Source organism: Achromobacter veterisilvae (assembly GCF_037619525.1).
GTDB classification, from domain to species: domain Bacteria; phylum Pseudomonadota; class Gammaproteobacteria; order Burkholderiales; family Burkholderiaceae_B; genus Achromobacter; species Achromobacter veterisilvae.
The window spans coordinates 3,634,172-3,657,575 of the sequence record NZ_CP148753.1 but is presented as its reverse complement, the minus strand read 5'-3'; the positions used below and the strand labels follow the sequence as shown (position 1 = coordinate 3,657,575).

19 protein-coding genes are annotated in these 23,404 nt (G+C 67.4%); 10 read left to right on the top strand and 9 right to left on the bottom strand.

Annotated features, from left to right (window positions below; all coding sequences use genetic code 11):
* Window positions 1-23 precede the first annotated feature (23 nt).
* Window positions 24-1,553 carry an AMP-binding protein gene (locus WHX56_RS17020; protein ID WP_338878458.1) on the top strand — a complete coding sequence of 510 codons (1,530 nt, stop codon included), beginning with the start codon at window positions 24-26 and terminating at the stop codon, window positions 1,551-1,553.
* The gene (locus tag WHX56_RS17015; protein WP_129242079.1) at window positions 1,550-2,278 is read left to right on the top strand and encodes a GntR family transcriptional regulator; all 729 of its coding nucleotides are present in this window, start codon (window positions 1,550-1,552) and stop codon (window positions 2,276-2,278) included. The genes WHX56_RS17020 and WHX56_RS17015 overlap by 4 nt, the downstream gene beginning before the upstream one ends.
* Here the strand turns inward: WHX56_RS17015 and WHX56_RS17010 are convergent.
* Window positions 2,270-3,259: a LysR substrate-binding domain-containing protein gene (locus WHX56_RS17010; RefSeq protein ID WP_338878457.1), complete on the bottom strand. Its 990-nt coding sequence runs from the start codon at window positions 3,257-3,259 to the stop codon at window positions 2,270-2,272. The two genes, WHX56_RS17015 and WHX56_RS17010, sit on opposite strands and share 9 nt — an antisense overlap.
* 92 nt (window positions 3,260-3,351) lie before the next feature.
* On the opposite strand from WHX56_RS17010, the gene cydC reads away from it, so the two are divergent.
* Window positions 3,352-6,966 (top strand): thiol reductant ABC exporter subunit CydC, encoded by a 3,615-nt coding sequence (gene cydC, locus WHX56_RS17005; protein WP_338878456.1) that lies wholly within the window; start codon window positions 3,352-3,354, stop codon window positions 6,964-6,966.
* On the opposite strand, the gene WHX56_RS17000 is transcribed toward cydC, so the two are convergent.
* Complete coding sequence (locus tag WHX56_RS17000; RefSeq protein ID WP_338878455.1) at window positions 6,938-9,511, bottom strand: penicillin G acylase; 2,574 nt, start codon at window positions 9,509-9,511, stop codon at window positions 6,938-6,940. The genes cydC and WHX56_RS17000 overlap by 29 nt on opposite strands.
* A gap of 152 nt (window positions 9,512-9,663) precedes the next feature.
* On the opposite strand from WHX56_RS17000, the gene WHX56_RS16995 reads away from it, so the two are divergent.
* Complete coding sequence (locus WHX56_RS16995; RefSeq protein ID WP_338878454.1) at window positions 9,664-10,611, top strand: LysR family transcriptional regulator; 948 nt, start codon at window positions 9,664-9,666, stop codon at window positions 10,609-10,611.
* Here WHX56_RS16995 and WHX56_RS16990 read toward each other — a convergent pair.
* Window positions 10,570-11,448, bottom strand: a complete 879-nt coding sequence (locus WHX56_RS16990; RefSeq protein WP_338878453.1) for a LysR substrate-binding domain-containing protein — start codon at window positions 11,446-11,448, stop codon at window positions 10,570-10,572. The two genes, WHX56_RS16995 and WHX56_RS16990, sit on opposite strands and share 42 nt — an antisense overlap.
* 145 nt (window positions 11,449-11,593) lie before the next feature.
* Between WHX56_RS16990 and WHX56_RS16985 the strand changes: the two genes are divergently transcribed.
* The 6 genes from WHX56_RS16985 (at window position 11,594) to WHX56_RS16960 (ending at window position 18,597) form a co-directional block, all read left to right on the top strand.
* Window positions 11,594-11,989, top strand: coding sequence for a RidA family protein (locus WHX56_RS16985; protein WP_338878452.1), 396 nt, complete (start codon window positions 11,594-11,596; stop codon window positions 11,987-11,989).
* Between the two features lies 1 nt (window position 11,990).
* Window positions 11,991-13,172 carry an NADH:flavin oxidoreductase gene (locus tag WHX56_RS16980; protein WP_338878451.1) on the top strand — a complete coding sequence of 394 codons (1,182 nt, stop codon included), beginning with the start codon at window positions 11,991-11,993 and terminating at the stop codon, window positions 13,170-13,172.
* 376 nt (window positions 13,173-13,548) lie between these two features.
* Window positions 13,549-14,076: a sigma-70 family RNA polymerase sigma factor gene (locus WHX56_RS16975; RefSeq protein ID WP_287753720.1), complete on the top strand. Its 528-nt coding sequence runs from the start codon at window positions 13,549-13,551 to the stop codon at window positions 14,074-14,076.
* A 4-nt stretch (window positions 14,077-14,080) separates the two neighbouring features.
* Window positions 14,081-15,112: a FecR family protein gene (locus WHX56_RS16970; RefSeq protein ID WP_338878450.1), complete on the top strand. Its 1,032-nt coding sequence runs from the start codon at window positions 14,081-14,083 to the stop codon at window positions 15,110-15,112.
* Between the two features lie 55 nt (window positions 15,113-15,167).
* Window positions 15,168-17,723, top strand: a complete 2,556-nt coding sequence (locus WHX56_RS16965; protein ID WP_338878449.1) for a TonB-dependent siderophore receptor — start codon at window positions 15,168-15,170, stop codon at window positions 17,721-17,723.
* 313 nt (window positions 17,724-18,036) lie between these two features.
* Window positions 18,037-18,597 carry a hypothetical protein gene (locus WHX56_RS16960; RefSeq protein ID WP_287755818.1) on the top strand — a complete coding sequence of 187 codons (561 nt, stop codon included), beginning with the start codon at window positions 18,037-18,039 and terminating at the stop codon, window positions 18,595-18,597.
* A 141-nt stretch (window positions 18,598-18,738) separates the two neighbouring features.
* Here WHX56_RS16960 and WHX56_RS16955 read toward each other — a convergent pair whose 3' ends face one another.
* From WHX56_RS16955 to WHX56_RS16930, 6 genes are all read right to left on the bottom strand, one after another.
* The gene (locus tag WHX56_RS16955; RefSeq protein ID WP_338881793.1) at window positions 18,739-18,990 is read right to left on the bottom strand and encodes a hypothetical protein; all 252 of its coding nucleotides are present in this window, start codon (window positions 18,988-18,990) and stop codon (window positions 18,739-18,741) included.
* A gap of 137 nt (window positions 18,991-19,127) precedes the next feature.
* Window positions 19,128-19,898: an SDR family NAD(P)-dependent oxidoreductase gene (locus WHX56_RS16950; RefSeq protein WP_338878448.1), complete on the bottom strand. Its 771-nt coding sequence runs from the start codon at window positions 19,896-19,898 to the stop codon at window positions 19,128-19,130.
* A 1-nt stretch (window position 19,899) separates the two neighbouring features.
* A complete protein-coding gene (locus WHX56_RS16945; protein ID WP_338878447.1) occupies window positions 19,900-20,598 on the bottom strand; it encodes an ABC transporter ATP-binding protein in 699 nt (232 codons plus the stop codon).
* A 9-nt stretch (window positions 20,599-20,607) separates the two neighbouring features.
* Window positions 20,608-21,387, bottom strand: a complete 780-nt coding sequence (locus WHX56_RS16940; RefSeq protein ID WP_338878446.1) for an ABC transporter ATP-binding protein — start codon at window positions 21,385-21,387, stop codon at window positions 20,608-20,610.
* A complete protein-coding gene (locus tag WHX56_RS16935) occupies window positions 21,384-22,418 on the bottom strand; it encodes a branched-chain amino acid ABC transporter permease (protein ID WP_338878445.1) in 1,035 nt (344 codons plus the stop codon). Before WHX56_RS16935 ends, WHX56_RS16940 begins: the two co-directional genes overlap by 4 nt.
* A 37-nt stretch (window positions 22,419-22,455) precedes the next feature.
* Window positions 22,456-23,376 carry a branched-chain amino acid ABC transporter permease gene (locus WHX56_RS16930; RefSeq protein ID WP_287755130.1) on the bottom strand — a complete coding sequence of 307 codons (921 nt, stop codon included), beginning with the start codon at window positions 23,374-23,376 and terminating at the stop codon, window positions 22,456-22,458.
* Between the last annotated feature and the right edge of the window lie 28 nt (window positions 23,377-23,404).

Below are 23,404 nucleotides of genomic sequence, written 5' to 3'. Positions count from 1 at the left end.
CCCCTTCCAACCCAGAGACCGCCATGCATCTCAGCTCTCTCTTCCATCGCAGCGCCCTCATGCACGCCGACCGTCCCGCGCTGGCCGCGGGCACCCGGACTCCTCTTACCTACGCCCAGCTCCAGGCCCGGGTCCAGGCGCTGGCCGGCTGGCTGCGCGGCCCCATGGGCCTGCAGCCCGGACAACGCGTCATGCTGGCGCTGCGCAATCACCCCAGCTACATCGAATCCGTGCTGGCCATCTGGCACGCGGGCCTGTGCGCCGTGCCCGTCAATGCCAAGCTGCACCCCAACGAGCTCGAGTACATTCTGCGCGACTGCGAAGCGCGGCTTTGTCTGTCTCAAGGCGAGCTGTTCGAAGCGCTTTTGCCGGCCGCCCGCAGCCTGGACGCCGTGCGCGTCGAGGACGTGGAGTCCGCCGCCTACGCCAAGGCCGCCAGCGGGCCGGCGCTGGCGCTGGAACGGCGCTCGTCACAGGAACTGGCCTGGCTGTTCTATACCAGCGGCACGACGGGCAAGCCCAAGGGCGTCATGCTCAGCCACGCCAATCTGCTGGGCATGTGCCTGAATTTCTATGCCGACGTGCAGGCGGTGGCCCCCGGCGACGCAATGGTCCACGTAGCCCCGCTGTCGCATGGCGGCGGCCTCTACAGCATTCCTTACTGGCTGCATGGCGCCTTGCAGATCGTCCCCGACAGCGGCGGGCTGGACGAGGATGAACTGTCCGCCCTGCTGACGCACTACGAACGGGTCAGCCTGTTCGCCTCGCCTACCATCGTGCAGCGCATGGTGCGCCATGCCCGCCAGAACGGCGGACCGCCACCGGGTCTACGCACCTTGATCGTGGGCGGCGCGCCCTTCTACGTAGAGGATATCAAGGAGGCTGTCGCCTGCTTCGGCCCACGCGTGGCGCAGATCTACGGCCAGGGCGAAAGCCCCATGTCGATATCCGCCCTGTCGGCGGCCCAGATCGCCGACGCGGTGTCCAGGAACGACGACGCGCTGCTGGGCTCAGTAGGCTACGTGCAGGCATCCATGGAGGTCGAACTGCGCGGTGGCGACGGCAGCCCGGCCGCCCTGGGCGAACTGGGCGAAGTGACCGTCAAAGGCCCGACAGTGATGCTGGGCTACTGGAACAATGCGCGCGCCACCGCCGATACCATCGTGGACGGCTGGCTCCATACCGGCGACATCGGCATCCTGGACACCCGCGGCCTGCTCCACCTGAAGGACCGCTCCAAGGACGTGATCATCAGCGGCGGCACCAATATCTACCCGCGCGAAGTGGAAGAAGCGCTGACGCGCCACGAGGCGGTGCAGGAGGTATCGGTAGTGGGCGTGGCGGACCCGGAATGGGGGGAGTCAGTGCTGGCCTTCGTGGTGCTCAAACCTGGCGCGCAGGTGCAGGCCCAGGACCTGGACCGCCTCTGCCTGGCGTCGATCGCCCGGTTCAAACGCCCCAAGCGCTACGTCTTCCTGGACGAGTTGCCGAAAAACAGCACCGGCAAAGTGTTAAAACGCGAACTCCAACAACGCGCGCTCCCGATCCCATGAATTCGTCCGCCCCCCTCTTTGGCCGCACCGCCGTCAGCCAGACCGAAAAGGCCTATTGCGCCCTGGAGGAGATGATCGTCACGGGGGAACTGCCCCCTGGCAGCCAGTGGTCGGAAACCACGCTGAGCGAGCGGGTCGGCATCGGCCGCTCGCCGGTACGCGACGCCCTGCAGAAGCTGGCATTCCAGCGGCTGGTCGAAATCGCGCCGCGCCAGGGGATCTTCATCTCCGAAATCGACTACCAGGGGCAACTGAAGATCATCCAGGCGAGGCGGGAGATCGAGCGTCTCATCGTCGCTCAGGCCGCGCAATGGGCCGACGATGGCGAACGTGCGGAGCTGGCGCGCCTGGCTCGCGAATTGGAAGCGCTGAAGGCGATCAATGATATGCGCATCTACATGCGCCTGCATTTCACGCTCACCAGCCAGATCGGCGCCGCGTCGCGCAATAGCTATGCGGCGGAATTCCACGCCATGCTACAGACGCTGGCGCGTCGCTTCCTGTATTTCCACCAGAAGCGCCATCCCGATCTGGTGCAGATCTGCGAACTGCACATCCAGCAGATCAATGCCATTGTGGAAGGGTCGGTGGAACGCGCGATCGCCACAGCGGAGGCGCGCAACGACTACGCCGAGAACCTCGCGCGCGACATCCTGATGGAGCTGATCGTCACGTCGGCGGTCACCATCAGCTCCCCGCCGCGAGGCAGGGGGGGTTCAGACTGACAGGCCCGATAGAGGGCCCACGCCGCTCTCCGAATGCTGCCACGCTCCCGGGCTGCGCCCTTCCTCGAGCAGGAACTCCACCAGCGCCGGCAGGGACGCGTCCATCGGGCGGTTGGCCTGGATGCGCATGACGTAGCCCCAGGACCCCGGCATGCGCAGCCGCGGCACCAAGGGGACCAGGCGGCCGCTGGCCAGTTCCTCGTCGATCAGGGGCGCGCGCCCCAGCGCGATGCCGACGCCCGCCGCCGCGGCCGCGGCGACCGTGCTCATGCCGCTGAGCACCATCGGCTCCTGCCAGTCCGACTCGGCCAATCCCAGGCGCGGGCTCCAGATGCGCCAATCGGTCTCGGGGCTGTCGATGTGCTTTTCCTCCAGCCAGCGGTGGCGCGTGAACGCGCGCGGGTCGTCGCGCTCGGACGGCGCGATCAGCGCCGGGCTGCACACCGGCACCACGGTCTCGGTCATGAGCGGGATGTCGCCGGGTTCGGCGTTGTGCGGCCCCATGGCGCGCACGTGCAGGAACGCCAGGTCGATGTCCTGGCTCTTCCAGGCCGGATCCTGGCTGGCATGCAGGTAGACCTGGATGTCGATGTCGGGGTGCAATTCGATGAACCGGCCGATGCGCGGCGCCAGCCACAGGGCGGCCAGCGAGGGGTTGGCCGATACGTTCAGGGTATAGCGCCGCCTGCCGCGGGCGGCGGCGCGCACATTGCGGCAGGCGGTCTCCAGCAGGGTCAAGGCCTGTTGCACCGATGCCAGCAGATCGGCGCCCGCGCCGGTGGTTTCGGCGCGGCGCACCGTGCCGCCCCGGCGCAGCAGCGTGACGCCCAGATCGGCCTCCAGCGCCCGCAGTTGGTGGCTGACGGCGCTCTTGGTCACGCTGAGTTCGGCGGCGGCCCGGCTCAGGCTGCCCAGGCGGGCTACGGCCTCGAAGGCGCGCAGCGCGGCCAGGGGCGGGGTGCGGTTGGGAAGGTCGGCCATGCGTTGAGTTTATCTCAACCCCTGATTGAAAAACTATCGCTTTCGCCGGCGGTCGCGATCGGGGACCATGCAAGCTCTGGAAGGAGAGTGCAATGTATTTCGATTCACGGCTTTGGCGGCTGACCGAAGGGCTGCGCGCCGGCATGGCGGGCGGCATATTCCTGGGGTTGCTGGCCTTGGCGGCCGGCATTGCGCGCTATGTGTTCCTGGGCCAGTTGCTGGCCCGGGTGTTCGAGGGCGCGCCGTGGCGGGACTGGACCGCGCCCGCCCTGTGCGCGGCCGCGATGGTGCTGCTGCGCGCGGGCTTCGACCATTGGCGCACCGTGCAGGCCAACCGCTGCTCGGCCGAGGTGCAGCAGGCGCTGCGCGGCAAGCTGTATGACCGCATCGTCGCCCTGGGCCCGGCCTGGTTCGCCAATCAGCGCACCGGCGGCGTGATGCTGACGGTGGTGGACGGGGTCGAGCAATTGCAGACCTTCTTCGGCCAGTACCTGCCGCAGGTGGCCATCGCGGCCGCGGCGCCTTTCGCCATCTTCGCCGTCATCGCGTTCTGGGACGTGCCGACCGCGCTGGTCTTCCTGGCGGCGGCGCTGTTCGCCCTGTTCGGGCCGATGGCCGTGCACATGCTGGACCGCCGCGCCAGCCTGGCCCGCACGCGCTCTCTGAACGATTTCGGCGAGGACTTCCTCGACGCGGTGCAGGGCCTGCCCACCTTGAAGTCCTATGGCCAGGGCAAGGCCTGGGGCCGGCGGCTGGCCGCCCGCGCCCGCAGCCTGTCGGACAATACGTTCTGGGTGCTGTCGGTCAGCCTGCTGACGCGCGGCATCAGCGACCTGGGCGTGGCGTTGGGCGCGGCGCTGGCGCTGACGCTGGGCGCCTGGCGCGTGGCCGCCGGCGACATGAGCGTGGAGGCCCTGCTGATCGTGCTGATGGCCGGCACCGAGATTTTCCGGCCGCTGCGCGACCTGCGCTCGGTGCTGCACCGGGGCATGCTGGGCCAGTCCGCCGCGGTCAGCATCCATGCCCTGATGGACGCCCGGCCCCTGACGCCCGCGCCCGACGCGCGCGGCGCTGGCGATGCGCCGCAGCGGCTGGCGCCCACCATCGAATTCGACGACGTGGCGTTCTCCTACACGCTCGAACGCCGCGCGCACCAGGGCCTGGCGTTCCGCGTCGCGGCCGGCGAACGCGTCGGCGTGGTGGGCCCCAGCGGCGCGGGCAAGTCGACCATCGTGCGCCTGCTGCTGCGCGAATGCGTGCCGCAGGCCGGCACCATCCGCGTCGGCGGCCGCGACGTGAACGGACTCGACACCCAGGCGCTGCTGTCGCACATCGCGCTGGTCAGCCAGGACATCACGCTGTTCCACGGCACCATCGACGACAACCTGCGGCTGGGACGCCCCGGCGCCACGCACGAACAGGTGCGCGCCGCCGCCCGCGCCGCCAACATCGACGACTTCATCATGGCGCTGCCCGACGGCTACGCCACCCGCATCGGCGAGCGCGGCCTGCAATTGTCCGGCGGCCAGCGCCAGCGCGTGGCGATCGCGCGCGCCCTGCTGCGCGACGCGCCCATCCTGATCCTGGACGAAGCGCTCTCCTCTGTGGACACCGAAAACGAGGCGCTGATCCAGCAGGCGCTCGACCGGCTGATGGCCGGCCGCACGACGCTGATCCTGGCGCACCGGCTGGCCAGCGTCATCGGCGCCGACCGCTGCCTGGTGCTGGACCAGGGACGGGTCGTGGAAACGGGCACGCACGCCGCGCTGATGGCACAAGGCGGGCTGTACTACCGCCTGATGCGCGAACAGGCCGAGGCGCACCGGAACCCGGCCGCGGGCAGCCCCGCGGCGGCGGTGTCGTCCGCCCCCGCGCGGGACGGCGGCGAGCCCGACGCCGGGTCCGGCGCGCCGGGCCCCGCGCTGCGCGCGCTGGACGCCGACGCCGCCCAGGTCGGCTGGCGCGGCACCCTGGGCACCTTGCTGTCGGTGGTCCGCCCGTGGCGCGGCACGCTGGCGGCCACCATCCTGCTGGGCGTGGCGCGCGTCGCCGCCTTCATCGGCGTGGGGGTCTTCAGCGCGCTGATCGTCGCCGCCATCCGCGACGGCCGCGACGTTTCCACGCTGGTCGTCGGGCTGCTGATCGCGGCGCCCCTGGCCGCCCTCTTCCACTGGCTGGAATCGTGGCTGGCGCACGCGATGGCCTATCAGTTGCTGGCCGACATGCGGGTCAAGCTCTACGACAAGCTGGAGCGCCTGGCGCCGGCCTACCTGCTGCAGCGCCGCTCCGGCGACCTGGTGGCGCTGGCCACCCAGGACGTCGAAATGGTGGAGTACTTCTACGCCCACACCATCGCGCCCGCCATCGTGTCGGTGCTGGTGCCGCTGTCGGTGCTGGGCTTCCTGGGCGTCTACAGTTGGCCGGTGGCGCTGGCCCTGCTGCCCTTCCTGGCGTACGCGCTGGTGTCTCCCGTGCGCGGGCGCCGCAAGATCGACGCGCTGGGCGACAAGGCCCGCCACGCGCTGGGGGAAATGAGCGCGCACGCCACCGACACCATCCAGGGCCTGGCCGACCTGACCGCCTTCCAGGCCACGGGCCGCCGGCGCGACGAATTCCTGCAGGTGGCCGACCGCTACCGCGTCCGCCGCCTGGACATCCTGCGCGACCTGTCACGGCAGACCGCGTGGTTCGAAGTGGCGATGGGGCTGGGCGGCCTGGCCGTCGCGGTGGTGGGCGCCCTGCAGGTCGCGGCCGGCGCGCTGTCGGCCGGCATGCTGCCGCTGCTGGTGCTGATCGCCCTGGCCACCTTCCTGCCGGTGTCGGAGATTTCCCAGGTCAGCCGGCAGCTTGCCGACACCATCGCCGCCACGCGCCGCCTGCACGTGGTGGCCAACGAGCCCGAACCCGTCGCCGACGGCCCGTTGGCCGCGCCCGTCGCCGCGCAGGGCCTGTCCCTGGCGTTCGAGCACGTCAGCTTCGCCTACCCGGGCAATCGCGAAGACACCCTGCGCGACCTGAGCTTCAAGGTGCCGGCCGGAGCCACGGTCGCCGTGGTGGGCGCGTCGGGCGCGGGCAAGAGCACCGTGGCCAGCCTGCTGCTGCGCTTCTGGGATCCGCGCGAGGGCGCGGTGAAGCTGGAGGGCGTGGACGTGCGCCAGTTGCGACTCGACGGCCTGCGCGAGCGCGTGGCGCTCGTCACGCAAGACACCTACCTGTTCAACGACACGCTGGAAGGCAACATCCGCCTGGCCCGGCCCGAGGCCAGCCCCGAGGAACTGGCGCGCGCGCTGGAACAGGCCGCGCTGGGGGACTTCGTGCGCAGCCTGCCGGACGGCATCGCCACGCGGGTGGGAGAACGCGGCATGCAGCTCTCCGGCGGACAGCGCCAGCGCATCTCCATCGCCCGCGCCTTCCTGAAGAACGCGCCGGTGCTGATCCTGGACGAAGCCACCTCGCACCTGGACACCCTGTCCGAGATGCAGGTGCGCGGCGCGCTGGACGTGCTGATGCGCCACCGCACCACGCTGGTCATCGCGCACCGCCTGTCGACGATCCGCGACGCCGACCTCATCCTGGTGCTGGACCGCGGCGCGCTGGCGGAGGCCGGCACGCACGACCAGTTGCTGAAGCGGCAAGGGGTCTATGCGCGGCTGGCCAGCCACCAGGGCGGCTACGCCGTCAATAGCGCAGCGTCTCTGCCGACTTAGCGTTGGCCCGCACTTCCGCCTCCGTGAACCAGACCCGCTTGCTGCCGAAGCTGGCATACAGGTCGAACTGGTCGCGGGTGTGGGGCGACGCCGTGCCGTCCGGGGCGACGAAGCCGCTCTGCCCCGGCGCCACCACGTCCACAGCGCGCACGCCGCGGGCGTCGAACACCGTCATGTTGTTCTCGGTTCCGCGGTTCTGCGTGGCCGGATGGCTCAGCACCGCCTTGGCGTCCGCCTGCGGCACACCCAGGAAATTCTTGGGCGCGAACACCATGGGCGGCGCCGGCACGCGCCAGCCGGCGGGGTCCGCGCCGTAGGCTTCGCGCAAGGCGGCCAGCGCGTCGTCCAGCGCGGCCAGCACCACGGCCCGCGGCGGCTGGCCGTTGAAGAAGTCGTACTGCTGCGGCACGCCGGCGTCCTGCCCGGCCAGCGCGTTGTACAGCACCTTCGAACCCACCGTCAGGTTGACCGAGCCGGTGGCGGGCGCGGCCGGCGTGGGATAGCCGGTGGCGCTGTACCACTTGAAAAAGTCGGCGGGCATCTCGTCGGCCAGCGTGCGCTTGAGCATGGCGCGCAGCCACGCGTCCATCACGGCCGGCCCGGCGTTGTCGTAGTAGCCGGCCTGCTTCTCGCTCGTGCCCATGCCGTCCCAGGACGCCAGCCCGGCGACCAGCCGCGCCCGCGCGTCGTCCGCCGGCAGGCCCTCCACCGCCCGCCGCAGGAAAGGCAGGAAGTGGCGGCGGTTGACGTCGGCGTAGCTGGTGGTGCGGATCAGGTCCCACATCTGCTGAGCGCTGACCTTGCCGCCATGGGAGGTCATGGCTTGCAGGCGCGTCTCGATTTCTGCGTAGCGGTCGGCCTGGCCCCACACGATGGCGAACAGGTCGGTGGACGGATAGCCGCGCATGGGCTGGTTGTTCCAGTTGGCGATGAAACCCTGGCGCGGGTTGTAGACCTGCGGATTGGTCGAAAACGGCAGCATGCCGTCCCAGTCCATCTCGCCGGTGCCCGGCGCCGGCAGGCGCGGATCGTGGCCCGGGCGGCGCTTGGGATAGAAGCCCGTGTGCGCGTAGCCGATGTTGCCGCGGTCGTCCGCGTAGTACCAGTTGATGGTCAGCGCGTGGCGCGCCGCCTGCTGCTTCCATTCGTCCCAGTTGCGCGACTGCGCCTTGTGCGTCCAGGCCATCAGCGATTGCAGCTCGTAGCCTTCCCAGGCGCGCGCCTTGGCGTAGGCCACGTGCTGCTTGTCGTCGAACTTGGCGACGATGCCGTGCACCGTGCGGTACACGTCCATCATCACGGGTTGCCCGTCCTTGACCTGGATAAGCTCGGTGCGCTTTTCCATCGTCTTCCAGGCGCCGTCATGGAAGTAGCGGGTGCGGTCGGCGGGGTCCAGCTTTTCCGCGTAGATGTCCACGTCGTCGCCGAAGCCCGCGGTGGAGCCCCAGGTCACGTGCGCGTTGTGGCCGAACAGGATGCTGGGATAGGCGAACGGGGTATTGCCGACCACGTCGAAGCCCGCGCCATGCAGGCCGATGCCGTAGGTGTAGGCCGGATTCCACCAGCCGAACTGCGGCCCGTTCAGCAGGATGGAACGCGCGTCCTTGGCGTGCTCGCGCCCCACGATCCACATATTGCTGGTGGTGGGGAACCCGGCGATGCCCGGCTGGCCCGATTCGGCGAACTGCGCCAGCAGCAGCTTGCGCGTATCGGCCGGGGACGCGTCCAGCACACCCCGGGTCTGCGCATCGCGCGCCACCCGTTCCAGCATGGGCGGCGTGCCGTCGTAGCGCGGCAAGGCATAGGACAGCCTGGCCGGCGGCCGGCCGCCGTCGGGCCGGTAGACGCCCTCTTCCTCGGGCACGGTGGTGGGCGCCCGGCTGTCGGTCATCCAGCGCAACTGGTTGAAGATCTGCATGGCGCGCTCGTCGCCGTGCCGGTCCTTCAGGGCGGTCAAGAGCGCCAGGTTGTCGATCTCGCTATTGGCGTCGGAAAAACGGTTGGCCATGGTGCCCACGAACACCATCGCCACGTCGTAGGCCGTCCAGTCCCCGGGCTGGAACCCCAGGTCGTTGAATTCCTTGGGCATCAGGCTGCCCGGCTCGGCGCGCACCCGCGCGATCCAGGCGTTCATGCCCGCCGCGTAGCCGTCCAGGATCTGGCGCTCGGAGGCCGGCAGCGCGGCCAGTTGGCGCTGGATGCGTTCGGGCGAGAAATTGCCGCGGATGGACTTGTCGAACGCCACCATGGACTGGCCCAGCACCTCGGCCACGCGGCCCTGGGTGCTGCGCTTTGCCATCTCCATCTGGAACAGGCGGTCCTGCGCCACGGCGTAGCCGTAGCCATAGAAAATGCCGTAGACGGTGTTGGCGTACACATGCGGCATGCCATAGCCGTCGCGGCGGATCGTGACCTGGCCGCTGACGGCGCCTGCCGGGCGCGCCGCGGCCTCGGACGGCTGGGGATCTTGCCGGACTTCCTGGGCCTGGGCGCCCATGGCCGCGCAGGCCGCCACAAGGGCGGCCGACAACAAGTGCTGCTTCATTCGAATCTGTCTCCGTATTTGACGAGCCGCGCCGCGGTGCGAGTCCCGGGCACGGATTGCGGCGCCTCTGGCGGGCGCCGTCCGGACCATCATACGAACAGCCCATTTATAATTCCAATGCATTTATTTCATAGTATTAATGCGATTTGGACATGGACTTCCAGAAACTCAAGCATCTGCTCGCCGTCATCGAACACGGCACCTATTCGCGCGCGGCGGACGCGGTCAACCTGTCGCAACCCGCCCTCAGCCGCAGCATCCAGGCCCTGGAAGCCGAACTGGGCCTGCCCCTGCTGGACCGCGGCACGCGGCGCGTGCGCCTGACGCCCTACGGCGCCTGCGTGGCCGAACGCGCGCGCCGCATGCGCTTCGAGGAAGCGGAACTGCAACGCGAACTCAAGACCCTGCACAGCGGCGAATCGGGCGCGCTGTCCATCGGGCTGAGCCCCACGCCCGCATCCCTGCTGCTGTCGCCGTTTCTGGCCCATATGGCCGAACGCCACCCGCAGGTGCGCGTCGGCGTCGAACTGGGCGCCACCGCCGCCCTGCTGGAGATGCTGCGCGCCGAGCGCATCGACGCCATGGTCTGCGATGCCCGCATGCTGTATGACGCGGCCGACCTGGAAACCCGCCCCCTGCCCCCGCTGCGGGCCGGCCTGGTCTGCCGCAAAGGCCATCCCATCCTGGCCCACAAGCGGCCGGGCATCGAACAGGTCCGCCAGTACCCCGTGGCCTCCAGCACCCTCAGCCCCGAAGTCTCGCTGCGGCTGACGGAAACGCTGGGACCGGGCGGCGCCCCCGAACAGATGGTCACCCACCGCTGCGAAAACCTGGACGCGCTGGTCGAACTGGCGCTGCGCTCGGACACCCTGCTGCTGGGCGTGACCTGCGTCACCCGCCGCCAGCAGGAGGCCGGGCTGATGGTCGAAGTGCCGATCCCGCCGGATCCGCAGCGCCAGGGGCACTACGCGCTGGCCCGGCTGGCGGGGCGCACGCCGCTGACGGCGCAGGATGCGCTGTACGAGTTCACGCGGGGGTGCTGGGATGGATTTGCGTCGCTAGGCCTGCGTGCTCAACCAGTGCGCAACGGCCTGGACTGACGCCGACGGCGGCCGGCCGGCGTACATGGCCAGGTGGTAGGTGTGCCCGTCTATCTCCGGGCCGAACGGCTGCACCAGATGGCCCGCCTCCAGTTCCTCGGAGATCAAGGCCAGGCTGACCAGCGCGACCCCATGGCCGGCGACGGCCGCCTGTATTGCGTGTCCTTCATCGGAAAAGCGCAGTTGACTCGCCTGGCGGGGCTGGGGCCGCTGCGCGACCTTGAACCAACGGTCCCAGGTGGGATTCTCCGGTTGGGGCCGCTTCCAGTCGAAACGGATCAACGGCACGCGAGCCAGATCGTCCGGCGATTCGACGCCCAGGCGCGGATTCGCCACGGGCGCGAACCGGTCCGTGAACAGGGGCTGGGTCACCAGGCCGGGATACGGCCCGCGGCCATAGCGGATCGCGATGTCGACCGCGGTCGATCGCAGATCGACGAGGTCGTCGCTGGCCTGCAACTGCAAGTCGATGCCGGGATGCCGGCTCCGGAAATCGGCCATGCGCGGCACCAGCCACTTCACGGTAAATGCATTCGTCGCGGAGATGGTCACTTGAGTGCGTGTCCGCCGATGCGTCAACCGCGCCAGCGTCGCTTCGAAGGCATCGAACCCGTCGCGCAGGACGGGATAGAGCTGCGTCCCCGCGTCGGTCAGGGACACCCTGCGCACATGGCGATCGAACAGCAAAAGCCCGGTCTGCGCCTCCAGCGCGCGGATCTGGTGACTGACGGCGGTGGGCGTGACGGCCAGTTCCTTGGCGGCGGCCTTGAAGCTGCCCAGGCGCGCGGCGGCTTCGAATACGCGTAGCCCGGAAAGCGGGAGGGATCGACGTTGCATGACCGGCATAATAGATGAGTTTCTTTCACCTTATAGCTGACAAACGAACCTTTGTCACCAGGGCCACGCATCTCTACAGTGTGGGCATGGATCGGCCGCTATCGCGCTGATCCTCCCAGCAACCATAAGTGAAGGAATTCGCACCATGCTACAACGCGTCGTCACCCAGCCCGACAACTACGAGCCCTTCCTGCTGTCGCAGGGCATTCAATTCGGAAACCTGCTGTTCATCTCCGGCCAGGCAGGCGCCGGCGATGACGGAAAGATCGTCGCGGGCGGCTTTCTTGCGCAAGGCGAACAAGCCTTCCTGAACTTGCGCCGCGCGCTGGAAGCCGGCGGCTCCAGCTTGCGGGACGTCATCAAGGTCACCATCTTCGTCACCGACATGGGGCATTTCGAGGACGTGGTGACGCTGCGCCGCCGCTTCTTCTCTGCCCCCTACCCGGCCGACACGATCGCCGAAATCAAGGCGCTCTACGACCCCGCCGCCATGATCGAGATCGAGGCGATCGCGGCCGTGCGCCCACAGGAGGGCCGCTGACATGAGCACGCTCGCCGATCGTCCGGCCGGCGATGCGCGGACCGCGCACGCCGGACTGTTCACGCCGCTGCGGCTGGAGAGGGGCCTGAGCTTGCGCAACCGCCTCGCCGTCGCGCCGATGACTCGGGTCAGCGCCACGGCGGACGGCCGCGCCACGGCGCAAATGGCCGACTACTACGAAGCCTACGCTGCCGGCGGCTTCGGCCTGGTGATTACCGAAGGCATCTACACGGACAAGGCCCATGCGCAGGGCTACCTCTTCCAGCCCGGGCTGACCGACGACGCGCAGCGCGATGCGTGGCGGACCGTGGTGGACCGCGTGCACGCACACGGCGGCCGCATCGTCGCGCAGCTCATGCATGCGGGCGCGCTGTCGCAAGGCAATCCCCATCGCGCCACCACCAAGGGCCCCTCGGCCGTACAGCCTAGGGGACAGCAGATGGCCTTCTATCGGGGCGCGGGACCGTACCGGATGCCCGAAGCCATGTCGGACGAGGACATCTCCGAAGCGGTCGAAGGCTACGCACAGGCGGCGCGCAGGGCGCAGGAGGCCGGATTCGACGGCGTCGAGATCCATGGCGCGAACGGCTATCTGCTGGACCAGTTCCTCACCGCCCACACCAATTTGCGCGAGGACCGCTACGGCGGCAGCCTGGACAATCGCCTGCGCCTGACCGTGGACGTCATCCAGGCCGTCCGCCGGTCGACGGCAAAGCACTTTGTCGTGGGGGTGCGCAGTTCGCAAGGCAAGGTCAACGACTTCACGCACAAGTGGGAAGGCGGCGAGGCGGATGCGGCGCGGATCTTCCGCACGCTGGGCGCGCAGCCCATCGATTACCTGCACACGACCGAGTTCGAGGCCTGGCGCCCCGCTTTTGGCGAACAGGGCCCCAGCCTTGCAGCCTTGGCACGGCGGCACGTTCCGGTCCCGGTGCTGGCCAACGGCTCGCTGCATGATCCCCAGCAGGCCGGCGGCATGATGGCGAGCAAGGACGCCGACTTCGTTTCGCTCGGCCGCGGCGCGCTTACGCATCCCGACTGGCCCGCAAGACTGCGCGCCGGCGAGGAGCTGGAGACCTTCGATCGGGGGCTGCTGGCGCCAATCGCCGACCTGGCCAATGCCGAGTGCCATCGCGAGGAACGCCGCCACGCTTGTGGAGGCGGTTCGGCGCGAGACCGGTGATGACGCTCCGGAAGATTCAACCCTTCCCCCTCGCCGGACGGTATGGTCAAACGCGGATCGGAGGAACCGGGGGTGTCGTTCGCCCCCTGCGCCGTGGGAGACGGCCGGCTCGATAGCCCAGATCGGTTTGCCGGGGCGGCTTATCCGCGCAGGCGGCAAGCTCCGCCGCGGCGGCCAAGCTCGTCCTGGAACCCCCAACAAGCTGCGGCGCTGCGGCCGCACCCGCCTGGTTGTCGCGCTCGATGATGGGTGCGGCAGGAAGCATACGCCAGCGTTTCCGCTTGATGTATGATTCGTTCAGTTTTTCGCAAATACGAATTATTTGCGTTTATGAAACCTTGATGGAGAGGCCCCACCGCCTCGGGCCTATTGGGAAATGAAGCCAGACGGATACGGTGCGGCACCGTCCATCGACCACATCTATTGCGATCACCACGAATGGCTCCAAGGGTGGCTGCGACGCCGCCTGGGCAACGCGGCGGACGCTGCCGACCTGGCTCACGATGCCTTCCTCCGCTTGCTCAGCAAGCCGGCCCCGCAAGGATTCAAGAGCTTTCCGGAAGCACGCGGCTATTTGCGCGCCATGGCCAACGGCCTGTGCGCGGACTTCTGGCGCCGCCGCGAAGTCGAACAAGCCTGGCTGGACACCCTGGCCGCGCGTCCCGAATCGTTCGAGCCGTCTCCGGAGCAGCGGGCGTTGATCATCGAAACGCTGATGGAAATCGGCACGATGCTGAGCCGCTTGCCGCACAAGGCCGCCACGGCCTTCGTCATGGCACAGGTGGACGGCGTGCCTTACCGCGAAATCGCCCGGACGCTTGCCGTGTCTGAGCGCATGGTGCAAAAGTACATTGCCCAGGGCATGCTGCAATGCGCCCTGATCGATGCCGGGCTGGGCAAGTAGGCGGATGGTATCGCCCTCCCCGAGAGCGCCGTCCGGCACCGCCTCCGAGGCGGCGCCCGCCAGCACGGTAAGAGCCGATTTCGACAGCCTGCAGCAGGCCGCCAGTTGGTTCGCCTTGCTGCGAGGAGATAGCGTCACTGAGCGAGACCGGACCTCGTGGCAGACGTGGCTGCGCGAACGGCCCGAGCACGCGACTGCCTGGCATCACATCGAAGCGGTCAGCCAGCGGTTCGAGCCGCTGCGCATGGGCGGGACGGAGGCCGCCTTGGCGGGCGCCACCGCGGCGCGCAAGAGCGCGCTCAAACGGCGCCAACTGCTGAGCAGCGGCGCAATCGTGTTGGGCACGAGCGTGTTGGGCTGGCTGGGCTGGCGCCACACGCCGTTGCCGGATCTGGCGCTGGCGTTTGCCGCCGACTATTCCACCGGCACCGGTGAACGGCGCGAGCTGCTTCTGGCCGATGGATCAAGAATCTGGCTCAACGCCCACAGCGCCTTGGACGTGGATTACCGCAACGCCGCGCGCCGGTTGACGCTGCTGGCAGGCGAAATCCTGATCGAAACCGCACCCGACCGCGCGCGCCGCCCTTTCTATGTCGAATCCCGCTTCGGACGGATGCAGGCGCTGGGCACGCGCTTCAGCGTGCGCCTGACCGAAAGCCGGGTTCAACTCGACGTGTACGACGGCGAAGTGGCCGTACGCACGAATACCGGCGCTTCGGTGAATGTCGTGGCTGGCGGGCAAGCCCGCTTCGACGCCGAGTCGATCCTGTCCACCGAGCGCGCCGATCCGGCCCGCGAAGCGTGGAGCCGGGGCATCGTTCTGGCCGACAACCTGCCCTTGAAAACGCTCATCGCCGAACTCGGGCGTTACCGCAAGGGTTACCTGGGCGTGGCGCCGGAAGTAGCCGACCTGCTCGTCATGGGCGTGTTCCCCGCCGACGACGCCGACCGCGCGCTGGACATGCTGGAACGCAATCTGCCCGTCCGGGTGCAACGGCCACTGCCATGGTGGACATCGATCGTTGCACGGCCGTAGCTCAACTTTTTTTTGAAAAATAGTTCGGGTTTTCAAATCTCATCCGATTTACGGAATGAGAGAAGATCAGATCGACATGTCGATGGCCTCCCTCTCGTTGTTCTCCACCACGCCTGAGGGATTCCGTCTTATGCTTCGCCGCCCTACCCGCATTCGCGCCGACCGCGCGCCCATCACCGATCCGCGTCTGGCCATCCGGCCCTTGGCGCTTTCCCTGCATTTGGCCCTGGCCGGTCTGATCTGCGGCGCGGCGGCCTGGGCACCCTTGGCGCAGGCGCAAGCCGCTGACGTCCGCGATTACGCCATACCGGCCGGGCCGCTGACCGCCGCACTCAACCAGCTCGCCGCGGAAGCCGGCGTCTTCCTGACCGCGCCGGGCACGCTGACGCAAGGAAAGACCACCGCCGGCCTGCAAGGCCGCCACAGCGTGCAGGCCGCCTTCCAGACGCTATTGTCGGGTTCCGGCCTGCAGGCCGTTCGGCAAGCCGACGGCGCTTACACCCTGCGTGCCGAGACCGCCGGCGCGAACGCGGCGACGGTCTTGGAACCGGTCACCGTGCTGGGCAACTTCGACGCGCCCGCCAGCGAAGGTACCGGCAGCTACATGATGCCTGTCAGCAGCACGGCGACGAAGATGAACCTGTCGATCAAGGAAACGCCGCAGTCGATCAGCATCATCACCCGGCAACAGATCGAAGACCAGCAGCTCAACAGCATGACCGACGTGCTGAATCAGACACCGGGCATCACCATGTCCCAGGATGGAGGCGAACGCTTCAACATCTATTCGCGCGGCAGCGCCATGGATACCTACCAGTTGGATGGCGTGACGACCACGCAGGTGAACCAATCCCGCACCATGCCCAGCACGTTGCTCGACATGGCGCTCTACGACCGCGTTGAAGTGGTGCGCGGCGCCACCGGTCTGATGACGGGCGCGGGCAGCCCAAGCGGCACCGTCAACCTGATCCGCAAGCGTCCCACCCATGAATTCCAGGCCCATGTACAAGTTGGCGCGGGGTCGTGGGACCTGTATCGCGCCGAGGCCGACATCTCGGGCCCGCTGATCGACAACGGCAAACTGCGCGGCCGGCTCGTGGCCGCCACGCAGGACAATCACACGTTCATGGACGCGTACACGCAGGACAAGGACGTGCTGTACGGTGTCGTGGAAGCCGATCTGACGGATTCCACGCTGCTGCGTTTCGGCATCGACCACCAACGGTACAAGGCAACGGGCGCGCCCGGGGTTCCCTTGATATTCACCAACGGCGACCAGACGCGCTTTTCGCGATCCACCAGTTCCGGCGCCCGGTGGATGTATGACGAGTTCAAGACCACCAATTACACCGTCAACTTTGAACAAGCGCTGGCGCATGACTGGCAGTTCAAGGTCGCCGCGAACTACATGGATGTGAGCCGCTCCAATCTGAACGGCTCGTATCGGGTGGGGTCCGGACTATCCTTCCTGAATCAGGCCACCGGCAACGCTGGCGTGCTGGCCTACCGGGCCGGCGCATCGCAAACCCAGACCGGTGTGGACGTCACGATTCAGGGCCCCTTTGAACTGGGCGGACGGATGCATGAATTCATCGCCGGCTTCAACTTCCAGGACTACGAAAACAAGCACAAGGGCTGGGACGTGGGCGTGTCCACCGTAAATTTCTATACCTGGGACAACAACATGGCCCGGCCAGGCAATACGGGAACCGTGGGCGAGATCTTCAATGTGAATTCACGCCAGAGTGGCAGCTATGCAGCGTTCCGGTTGAACCCGATCAATGACGTGCATCTGATTCTTGGTGCGCGGCGGTCCGACTATAACTACGACTACCACTACGAGAGCCCGACCGACAATTTTCTGCAAACCTACAACATGCGCGCTCGGGGCGAAATTACCCCCTACGCCGGCATCGTCTACGACCTGACCCCCGAGCAGTCGATCTACGCGAGCTATACCGACATCTTCCAGCCGCAATCCTCCCAGGATCGCAACGGAAATGTCCTCGACCCCATCGTGGGCAAGAACTATGAGATGGGCTGGAAGGGGGAATTCCTCAACCGCCGCCTGAACACCAGCGTGGCCATCTACCGGTCTCAGAAAGACAATGTGGCGGAACTGGATGCGGGTTTCACAGTGCCGGGGACGGACAACTCGGCGTACCGCGCGGCCAAAGGCGCAAAGACCACGGGCATCGATCTGGAAGTGGCCGGTGAAGTCTTGCCCGGCTGGAACGTGCATGCCGGCTTCAGCCATGCCAAAAGCGAAGACGCACAAGGCAAGCAGTTGCTGAGCCAGCTACCTGTCAATACGCTGCGTCTGTGGACCACCTACCGGCTGGGCGGGGAATGGAACGGGCTGACGGTGGGCGGCGGTATCGACTGGACGTCGAAGACTTCGCTGTATTTCAGTCGATACGACAGCACGGTGCGTCAGGATGCCTATACCGTGGTCAACCTGATGGCGCGCTATCAGTTCAATAAGAAGCTCGCCGCCACGTTGAACGTCAATAACCTGTTCGACAAGACCTACTACCAGGGCATAGGCGGCAGCTATGGCCACTACGGTTCGCCGCGATATGCAGGCGTGACGCTGCGCTACGACTTCTGATTCACAAGGGGAATGGTGCCGGACTGCGATTTCGACGGTGGGAATTGTGGTCGGGCATCATTTTTATGTGAGATGAGTAGTGAAGCACGCCACGCAATGAATCGATATCGCGTTGATGTAGGCATCGGCGCGTTCCGTGCCGTTCGTCTGAATCCTTTTCATGACGTGGATCAAATAGAAATGCGTTTGCTGCCGTATCATTTCGCATATAAATGCCATGTACAGTAATGTTTATACCGCTTGACTTGAGCCTGCTGCGAAGGTTCTGGCCGTTGATCAACGCGATCTTTCTTAGAAGATGAGGAGATGAGTTGTGCACCTGCGAATTGCCAGTGTTGTTGTTGTGGTGGTGACGCTTGCGGGATGCGGGAACATTGCAGTAGTGAAGTCGTTTTCGACCAAGTTCGAAAGTCCCGCCGAGGGGAAGACAGCCAACCTGCGCGTGATCACAAACGGCATGGTGCGTGGCGTACCTAATAGCGAGTGCATTGACTGGTATCTCCCTGGTGCAGGAGTGATCGCCGCCAGGGACGGATTTGCCCATAGAAATTACGAAGACCTGGGCATGCCCGACAGCAAGTGGACTGCGGCAGTCTCCAAATCGAATTTCTATAACACCGAAGTACGTGTGCCCGCAGGCGAACCGCTGTCGTTGAGTTTCATCGGCAATGGTCGCGTCTCCGCCTATGCACGAGAACAGTGCTTCGTTTCTCGGAGTTTCACTCCACAACCGGGCCACAACTATGAGCTCGTAATGATCGAGAATGGCTCGAGCTGCCAGTCGAGACTGGTTGACTTTGTCGATGCTACTCAGGAGACCGTAGTTAAGACTGAAGTCCCGGGTCTTTGCAGCAAATGGCACAGCTTTATGTAGCGTGACCCTTCAAATGGAACCGCGCGTTCCATGCCTATCGGAAGATATCTTAGACGCCATATGCCCAGGCGGTCTTCTTGAAAGGTGGTAGCGGACCGCCCCAGCCAGAAGCCTCGTCGCAACTAACGAATCGGCTAGAAATCAGTTGCTATTGATCCACTCCTGCGTGTCCCGGATGAACCACGGAAGATTCAACCTTTCCCCTTCCCCGGACTGTATGGTCAAACGTTGGTCCGAGGAACCGGGGGTGCTGTTCGCGCCCTGCGTCGTGGGAGATGGGCGGCTCCGATAGTCCATGTCGGTTTGCCGGGGCGGATTATCCGCGCAGGCGGCAATGGACGCGCACGCGGCCGCGATAAGGACGGGCCGCAGTGCTAAGCGTAGGCTCTTCATCATGTTCTGTTTCCCGCTGGCGGCACAGGCCGAAGTGCCGGGCAATCAAGGCCTTTACTCCGTACCTTACTCGCAATACGAGGCCTCCGCCGGCGTCTCGCGCTGTCTGCCGCATGCGCCGCCCGCCACCCAGCCCCCTATTCCCTCACCGCCACCGTATAGTTCAGCGCCAGCCTGCCGCCATCCGCATACACCGTCTGGCCGGTGACGTAGCTGGAATCGTCGCTGGCCAGGAACACCGCCACCTTGGCCACTTCGTCGGTCGCGCCCAGCCGCTGCATGGGAATGCGCGACAGCACGGTCCTGCGCGCCTCGGGGTTGGCGGTGATGGTCGCCAGGATCTCGGTGTCGATGCTGCCGGGCCCGATGGCGTTGACGCGGATGCCGTGCGGCGCCAGCGATAGCGCCATGGACTTCGTCATCTGGCGCACCGCGCCCTTGCTGGCGCCGTAGGCCAGTTGGTCGGGCATCGCCAGTTCCGCCGTCATCGACGACAGGGTCACGATGGCGCCGTTGCCGCGTCCGCCCGCCACCATGGCGCGCGCCGCGGCCTGTGCCACCAGGAAGGTGCCGCGCACGTTCACGTTCATGACGGCGTCCAGTTCCTCCAGCGTCAGGTCCAGGAAATCCGCCGCCCGGATCACGCCGGCGTTGCACACGCAGATATCCAGGCCGCCCCAGCGCCGCACGCATTCGTCGGCCAGCGCCTGCGCGTCGGCCGGATCGGTCACGTCGGCCACTGCGGCCGCGGCCCGTTCGCCCAAGGGGCGCGCCGCGGTCTCCAGTTCGGCGGCCTTGCGGTCCGCCATCAGCACGTAGGCGCCTTCGGCCGCGAAGCGCCGCGCAATCGCCAGCCCGATGCCGCCGGCCGCGCCGGTGACGAGCGCCACCCGATCCTGCAATCTCATTTCAGACTCCCACGTAGGCGGCCACCAGTTCGGGCCGCGCGGACAATTCCGCCGAGCTTCCACGCCACACCGTCGTCCCCTTGTCGAGGATGAAGTTGCGGTCGGACAAGCGCAGCAAGGCCGTGGTGTTCTTGTCCACCACGATCATCGACAGGCCTTCGGCCTTCAGTTGGGCGAGCACGCGCCAGATCTCGGCGCGCACCACCGGCGCCAGGCCTTCGGTCGCCTCGTCCAGCACCAGCAGGCTGGGGTTGGTCATCAGGGCGCGGCCCAGCGCCAGCATCTGCTGCTCGCCGCCCGAGAGCTGCGTGCCCAGGTTGGCGCGCCGTTCCCGCAGGCGCGGAAACAGTCCGTACACGCGTTCCAGCGTCCAGCCGCCGGCGGCCTTGGGCGCGCAGGCCGTGGCCACCAGGTTTTCCTCCACGGTCAGCGTCGGGAATATCTGGCGCCCTTCCGGCACCAGCGACAGGCCCAGCCGTCCGATCCGGTACGGCGCCAGGCCGCGCAGCGAGCGGCCGCCGTATTCGATGCTGCCCTGGCCGGCGGGAAGCAGGCCGAACAGGCATTTGATGACGGTGCTGCGGCCCATGCCGTTGCGGCCGATGAGGCCCACGACCTCGCCCTGCCCCACGTCCAGGTCGACGCCGAACAGCGCCTGGCAATGGCCGTAGGCCGCCGTCAATCCGCGTATGTTCAACATGGCGCGCTCCTAGGCGTCGGCGTCGTCGCCCAGATAGGCGCGGCGCACGTCGGGATGGTTGCGGATGTCGTCCGCGCAGCCGGTGGCGATGACCTTGCCGTAGACCAGCACGCTGATGCGGTCGGCCAGCGCGAAGACGGCGTTCATGTCGTGTTCGACCAGCACGATGGTGTAGCGGCCCTTCAGGCTTTGCAGCAAGGCGATCACACCGGCGCTTTCGGCCGCGCTCATGCCGGCCATGGGTTCGTCCAGCAGCAGAACGGACGGCTCACCGGCCAGCGCCATCGCGATTTCGAGCTGGCGGCGCTGGCCGTAGGCCAGGCTTTCCACCGGCGCCTCGGCCACGTCGTCCAGCCCGCAGGCCTGCAACGCCCGCCTCGCGGCGTCCACCACGTCCGCGCAATCGCGCAGCGCGGTCCAGGGCGACAGGCGCCGGCGGCGCTTGCGCAAGGCGGCCAGGCAGGCGTTGTCCAGCACGGTGTAGCTGTCGAACACGGAGGTCACCTGGTAGGACCGCAGCATGCCCTGCGCCACGCGCTCCTGCACCGAAGCGCGGGACACGTCGGCGGCGCCCAGGCGCACGGATCCGCTGTCGGGCCGCAGTTCGCCCGACAGCAGATTGATCAGCGTGGTCTTGCCAGCGCCATTGGGGCCGATCAGGGCGTGCAGTTCGCCGGGCTCGACGGCCAGCGACACCCCGTCGGTCGCCTTCAGTCCGCCGAAGCGGCGCACCAGGTCCCGCGTGGCCAGGCCCGCGGGCGCGGCGGCGTGGGCGGTCTGCATGTTCATACGGAAGCCTCCTTGGCCAGCGCGTCCGGCGGACGGCGGTCCGTCTTGCTCTCCGCGCCCGCTGGCGGAGCGCTGGACGATGCACTGGGCGGCGGACGGCGCAGCCAGGCCAGCGAACTGCCGTAGCCTCCCTTGGCCACCATCGCGATGGCCACCACCGCCGGCCCCATCAGCAGCATCCAGTGCTGCGTCAGGCTCTTGAATCCCTCTTCCATCAGCAGGTAGGCGATGGCGCCGACGATCGGACCCAGCACGCTGCCCAGGCCGCCGATCACCACCATGACGATGAGTTCGCCCGACACCGGCCAGGACATGTAGCTGGGCGAGGCGAAGGCCGTCAGGTTGGCCAGCAGCAGCCCCGCCACGCCGGTCAGCACGCCGGAGGCCACGTAGGCCGCCAGGCGCACGCCGAACACGGAATAGCCCAGCGCGTCCACGCGCCGCGGGTTGGCGTGCGTGGCGCGCAGGATCATGCCGAAGGGAGAGCGGCGCAGCTTCAGCATGGCGATGCTGGAGGCCAGCAGCAGGCCCCAGGCCGCCCAGTACACGGGCTGGCTGCCGTCCAGGTCGAACAGGCCGAAGGAACTGGCTTCGTAGATGTTCAGGCCGTCGTCGCCGCCGTACTCGCGCAGGCTTACCGCCAGGAAATAGAACATCTGCGCGAACGCCAGCGTGATCATGATGAACCCGATGCCCGAGGTGCGCAGGCAGACGGTGCCCACCGCCAGCGCCACCAGCGCGCAGACCGCGATGCACACGGCCAGTTGCAGCCAGCCGTTGCCGAAGCCGTGGTAGCTCAGGATGCCGACCGCGTAGCAGCCCAGGCCCAGGAACATGGCGTGGCCGAAGCTCACCAGCCCGGCGAAGCCCAGCACCAGGTTCAGCGCCAGCGCGGCCAGCGCGTAGATCAGGATGCGCGCGCCCAGGGTCACGTAGAACGGTTCGCCCAGCCACTGCGCGGCGAACGGCACGCCGGCCAGGACCAGGAACAGCAGGGGCAGCGCCCAGCGCCGCTTGTCGTTTGCTTGCATGATGATTGGACCTATGCGCGAAAGCGGCTCGGCGGGCTCAGCGCCGCGCCGAGAAGACCAGGCCTTGCGGCCGGAACGCCAGCACCACCGCCATCAGCACGTAGATGAGCATGGAGGCGAGCGCGGGCCCGACCGCGTTGGCGACCGAGGCGTCGAAGACGGCGCGCAGCATGTCGGGCAGGAAGGCGCGGCCCAGCGTGTCGATCATGGCGATCAGCAAAGCCGCCACCAGGGTGCCGCGCACCGAGCCGATGCCGCCCACCACGATCACCACCAGCGCCAGGATCAGCACGGGCTCGCCCATGCCGGACTGCACCGACAGGATGGGCCCCGCCAGGGCACCCGCCACGCCCGCCAGCACCGCGCCCAGCAGGAACAGCAGCGTCTTCAGCAGGTCCACGTTGGCGCCCAGCACACTGGCCATGGGGGCATTGCTGGCGCCCGCGCGGATCAGCATGCCGAAGCGCGTGCGCTGGATCAGGAACCAGGCGCCCAGGGCCACCAGCGCCCCCACCCCGATGATCATCAGCCGGTACACCGGATAGTCGCTGCCGAACAGGCTGACCGCCCCGTCCAGCCCCTGCGGCACGGCCGCGAAGTACGGCCGGCTGCCCCAGATGACCGAGGCCAGTTCATTGAAGAACATCATCAGGCCGAACGTCGCCAGCACCTGGTAGAGGTGGTCGTGGCGGTACAGCGGCCGGGCGATCAGCCGCTCCAGCACCACGCCGACGAGGCCGCTGCCCGCCACCGCCGCCAGGATGGCGAAGGCGAACGAGCCGCTGGCGTTATAGGCCGTGGCCCCCAGGAAGGCGCCGATCATATAGAGCGACCCGTGCGCCAGGTTGATGAAGTTCATGATGCCGAAGATCAGGGTCAGCCCCGAAGACAGCAGGAACAGCAAGGCGCCCAGTTGCAGGCCATTGAGCAACTGCGACAGCAGCAACGATCCGTTCATGGCGCGTCTCCCCTGTGCCGCCGGCCCG

Coding starts and splice junctions, on each gene's coding strand:
- WHX56_RS16965 (WP_338878449.1), top strand. CDS start 15,168: ATGAGAGAAGATCAGATCGACATGTCGATGGCCTCCCTCTCGTTGTTC.
- WHX56_RS16935 (WP_338878445.1), bottom strand. CDS start 22,418: ATGCAAGCAAACGACAAGCGGCGCTGGGCGCTGCCCCTGCTGTTCCTG.
- WHX56_RS16980 (WP_338878451.1), top strand. CDS start 11,991: ATGAGCACGCTCGCCGATCGTCCGGCCGGCGATGCGCGGACCGCGCAC.
- WHX56_RS16950 (WP_338878448.1), bottom strand. CDS start 19,898: ATGAGATTGCAGGATCGGGTGGCGCTCGTCACCGGCGCGGCCGGCGGC.
- WHX56_RS16955 (WP_338881793.1), bottom strand. CDS start 18,990: ATGAAGAGCCTACGCTTAGCACTGCGGCCCGTCCTTATCGCGGCCGCG.
- WHX56_RS17020 (WP_338878458.1), top strand. CDS start 24: ATGCATCTCAGCTCTCTCTTCCATCGCAGCGCCCTCATGCACGCCGAC.
- WHX56_RS16975 (WP_287753720.1), top strand. CDS start 13,549: ATGAAGCCAGACGGATACGGTGCGGCACCGTCCATCGACCACATCTAT.
- cydC (WP_338878456.1), top strand. CDS start 3,352: ATGTATTTCGATTCACGGCTTTGGCGGCTGACCGAAGGGCTGCGCGCC.
- WHX56_RS17000 (WP_338878455.1), bottom strand. CDS start 9,511: ATGAAGCAGCACTTGTTGTCGGCCGCCCTTGTGGCGGCCTGCGCGGCC.
- WHX56_RS16990 (WP_338878453.1), bottom strand. CDS start 11,448: ATGCAACGTCGATCCCTCCCGCTTTCCGGGCTACGCGTATTCGAAGCC.
- WHX56_RS17010 (WP_338878457.1), bottom strand. CDS start 3,259: ATGGCCGACCTTCCCAACCGCACCCCGCCCCTGGCCGCGCTGCGCGCC.
- WHX56_RS16985 (WP_338878452.1), top strand. CDS start 11,594: ATGCTACAACGCGTCGTCACCCAGCCCGACAACTACGAGCCCTTCCTG.
- WHX56_RS16930 (WP_287755130.1), bottom strand. CDS start 23,376: ATGAACGGATCGTTGCTGCTGTCGCAGTTGCTCAATGGCCTGCAACTG.
- WHX56_RS16940 (WP_338878446.1), bottom strand. CDS start 21,387: ATGAACATGCAGACCGCCCACGCCGCCGCGCCCGCGGGCCTGGCCACG.
- WHX56_RS17015 (WP_129242079.1), top strand. CDS start 1,550: ATGAATTCGTCCGCCCCCCTCTTTGGCCGCACCGCCGTCAGCCAGACC.
- WHX56_RS16970 (WP_338878450.1), top strand. CDS start 14,081: ATGGTATCGCCCTCCCCGAGAGCGCCGTCCGGCACCGCCTCCGAGGCG.
- WHX56_RS16995 (WP_338878454.1), top strand. CDS start 9,664: ATGGACTTCCAGAAACTCAAGCATCTGCTCGCCGTCATCGAACACGGC.
- WHX56_RS16945 (WP_338878447.1), bottom strand. CDS start 20,598: ATGTTGAACATACGCGGATTGACGGCGGCCTACGGCCATTGCCAGGCG.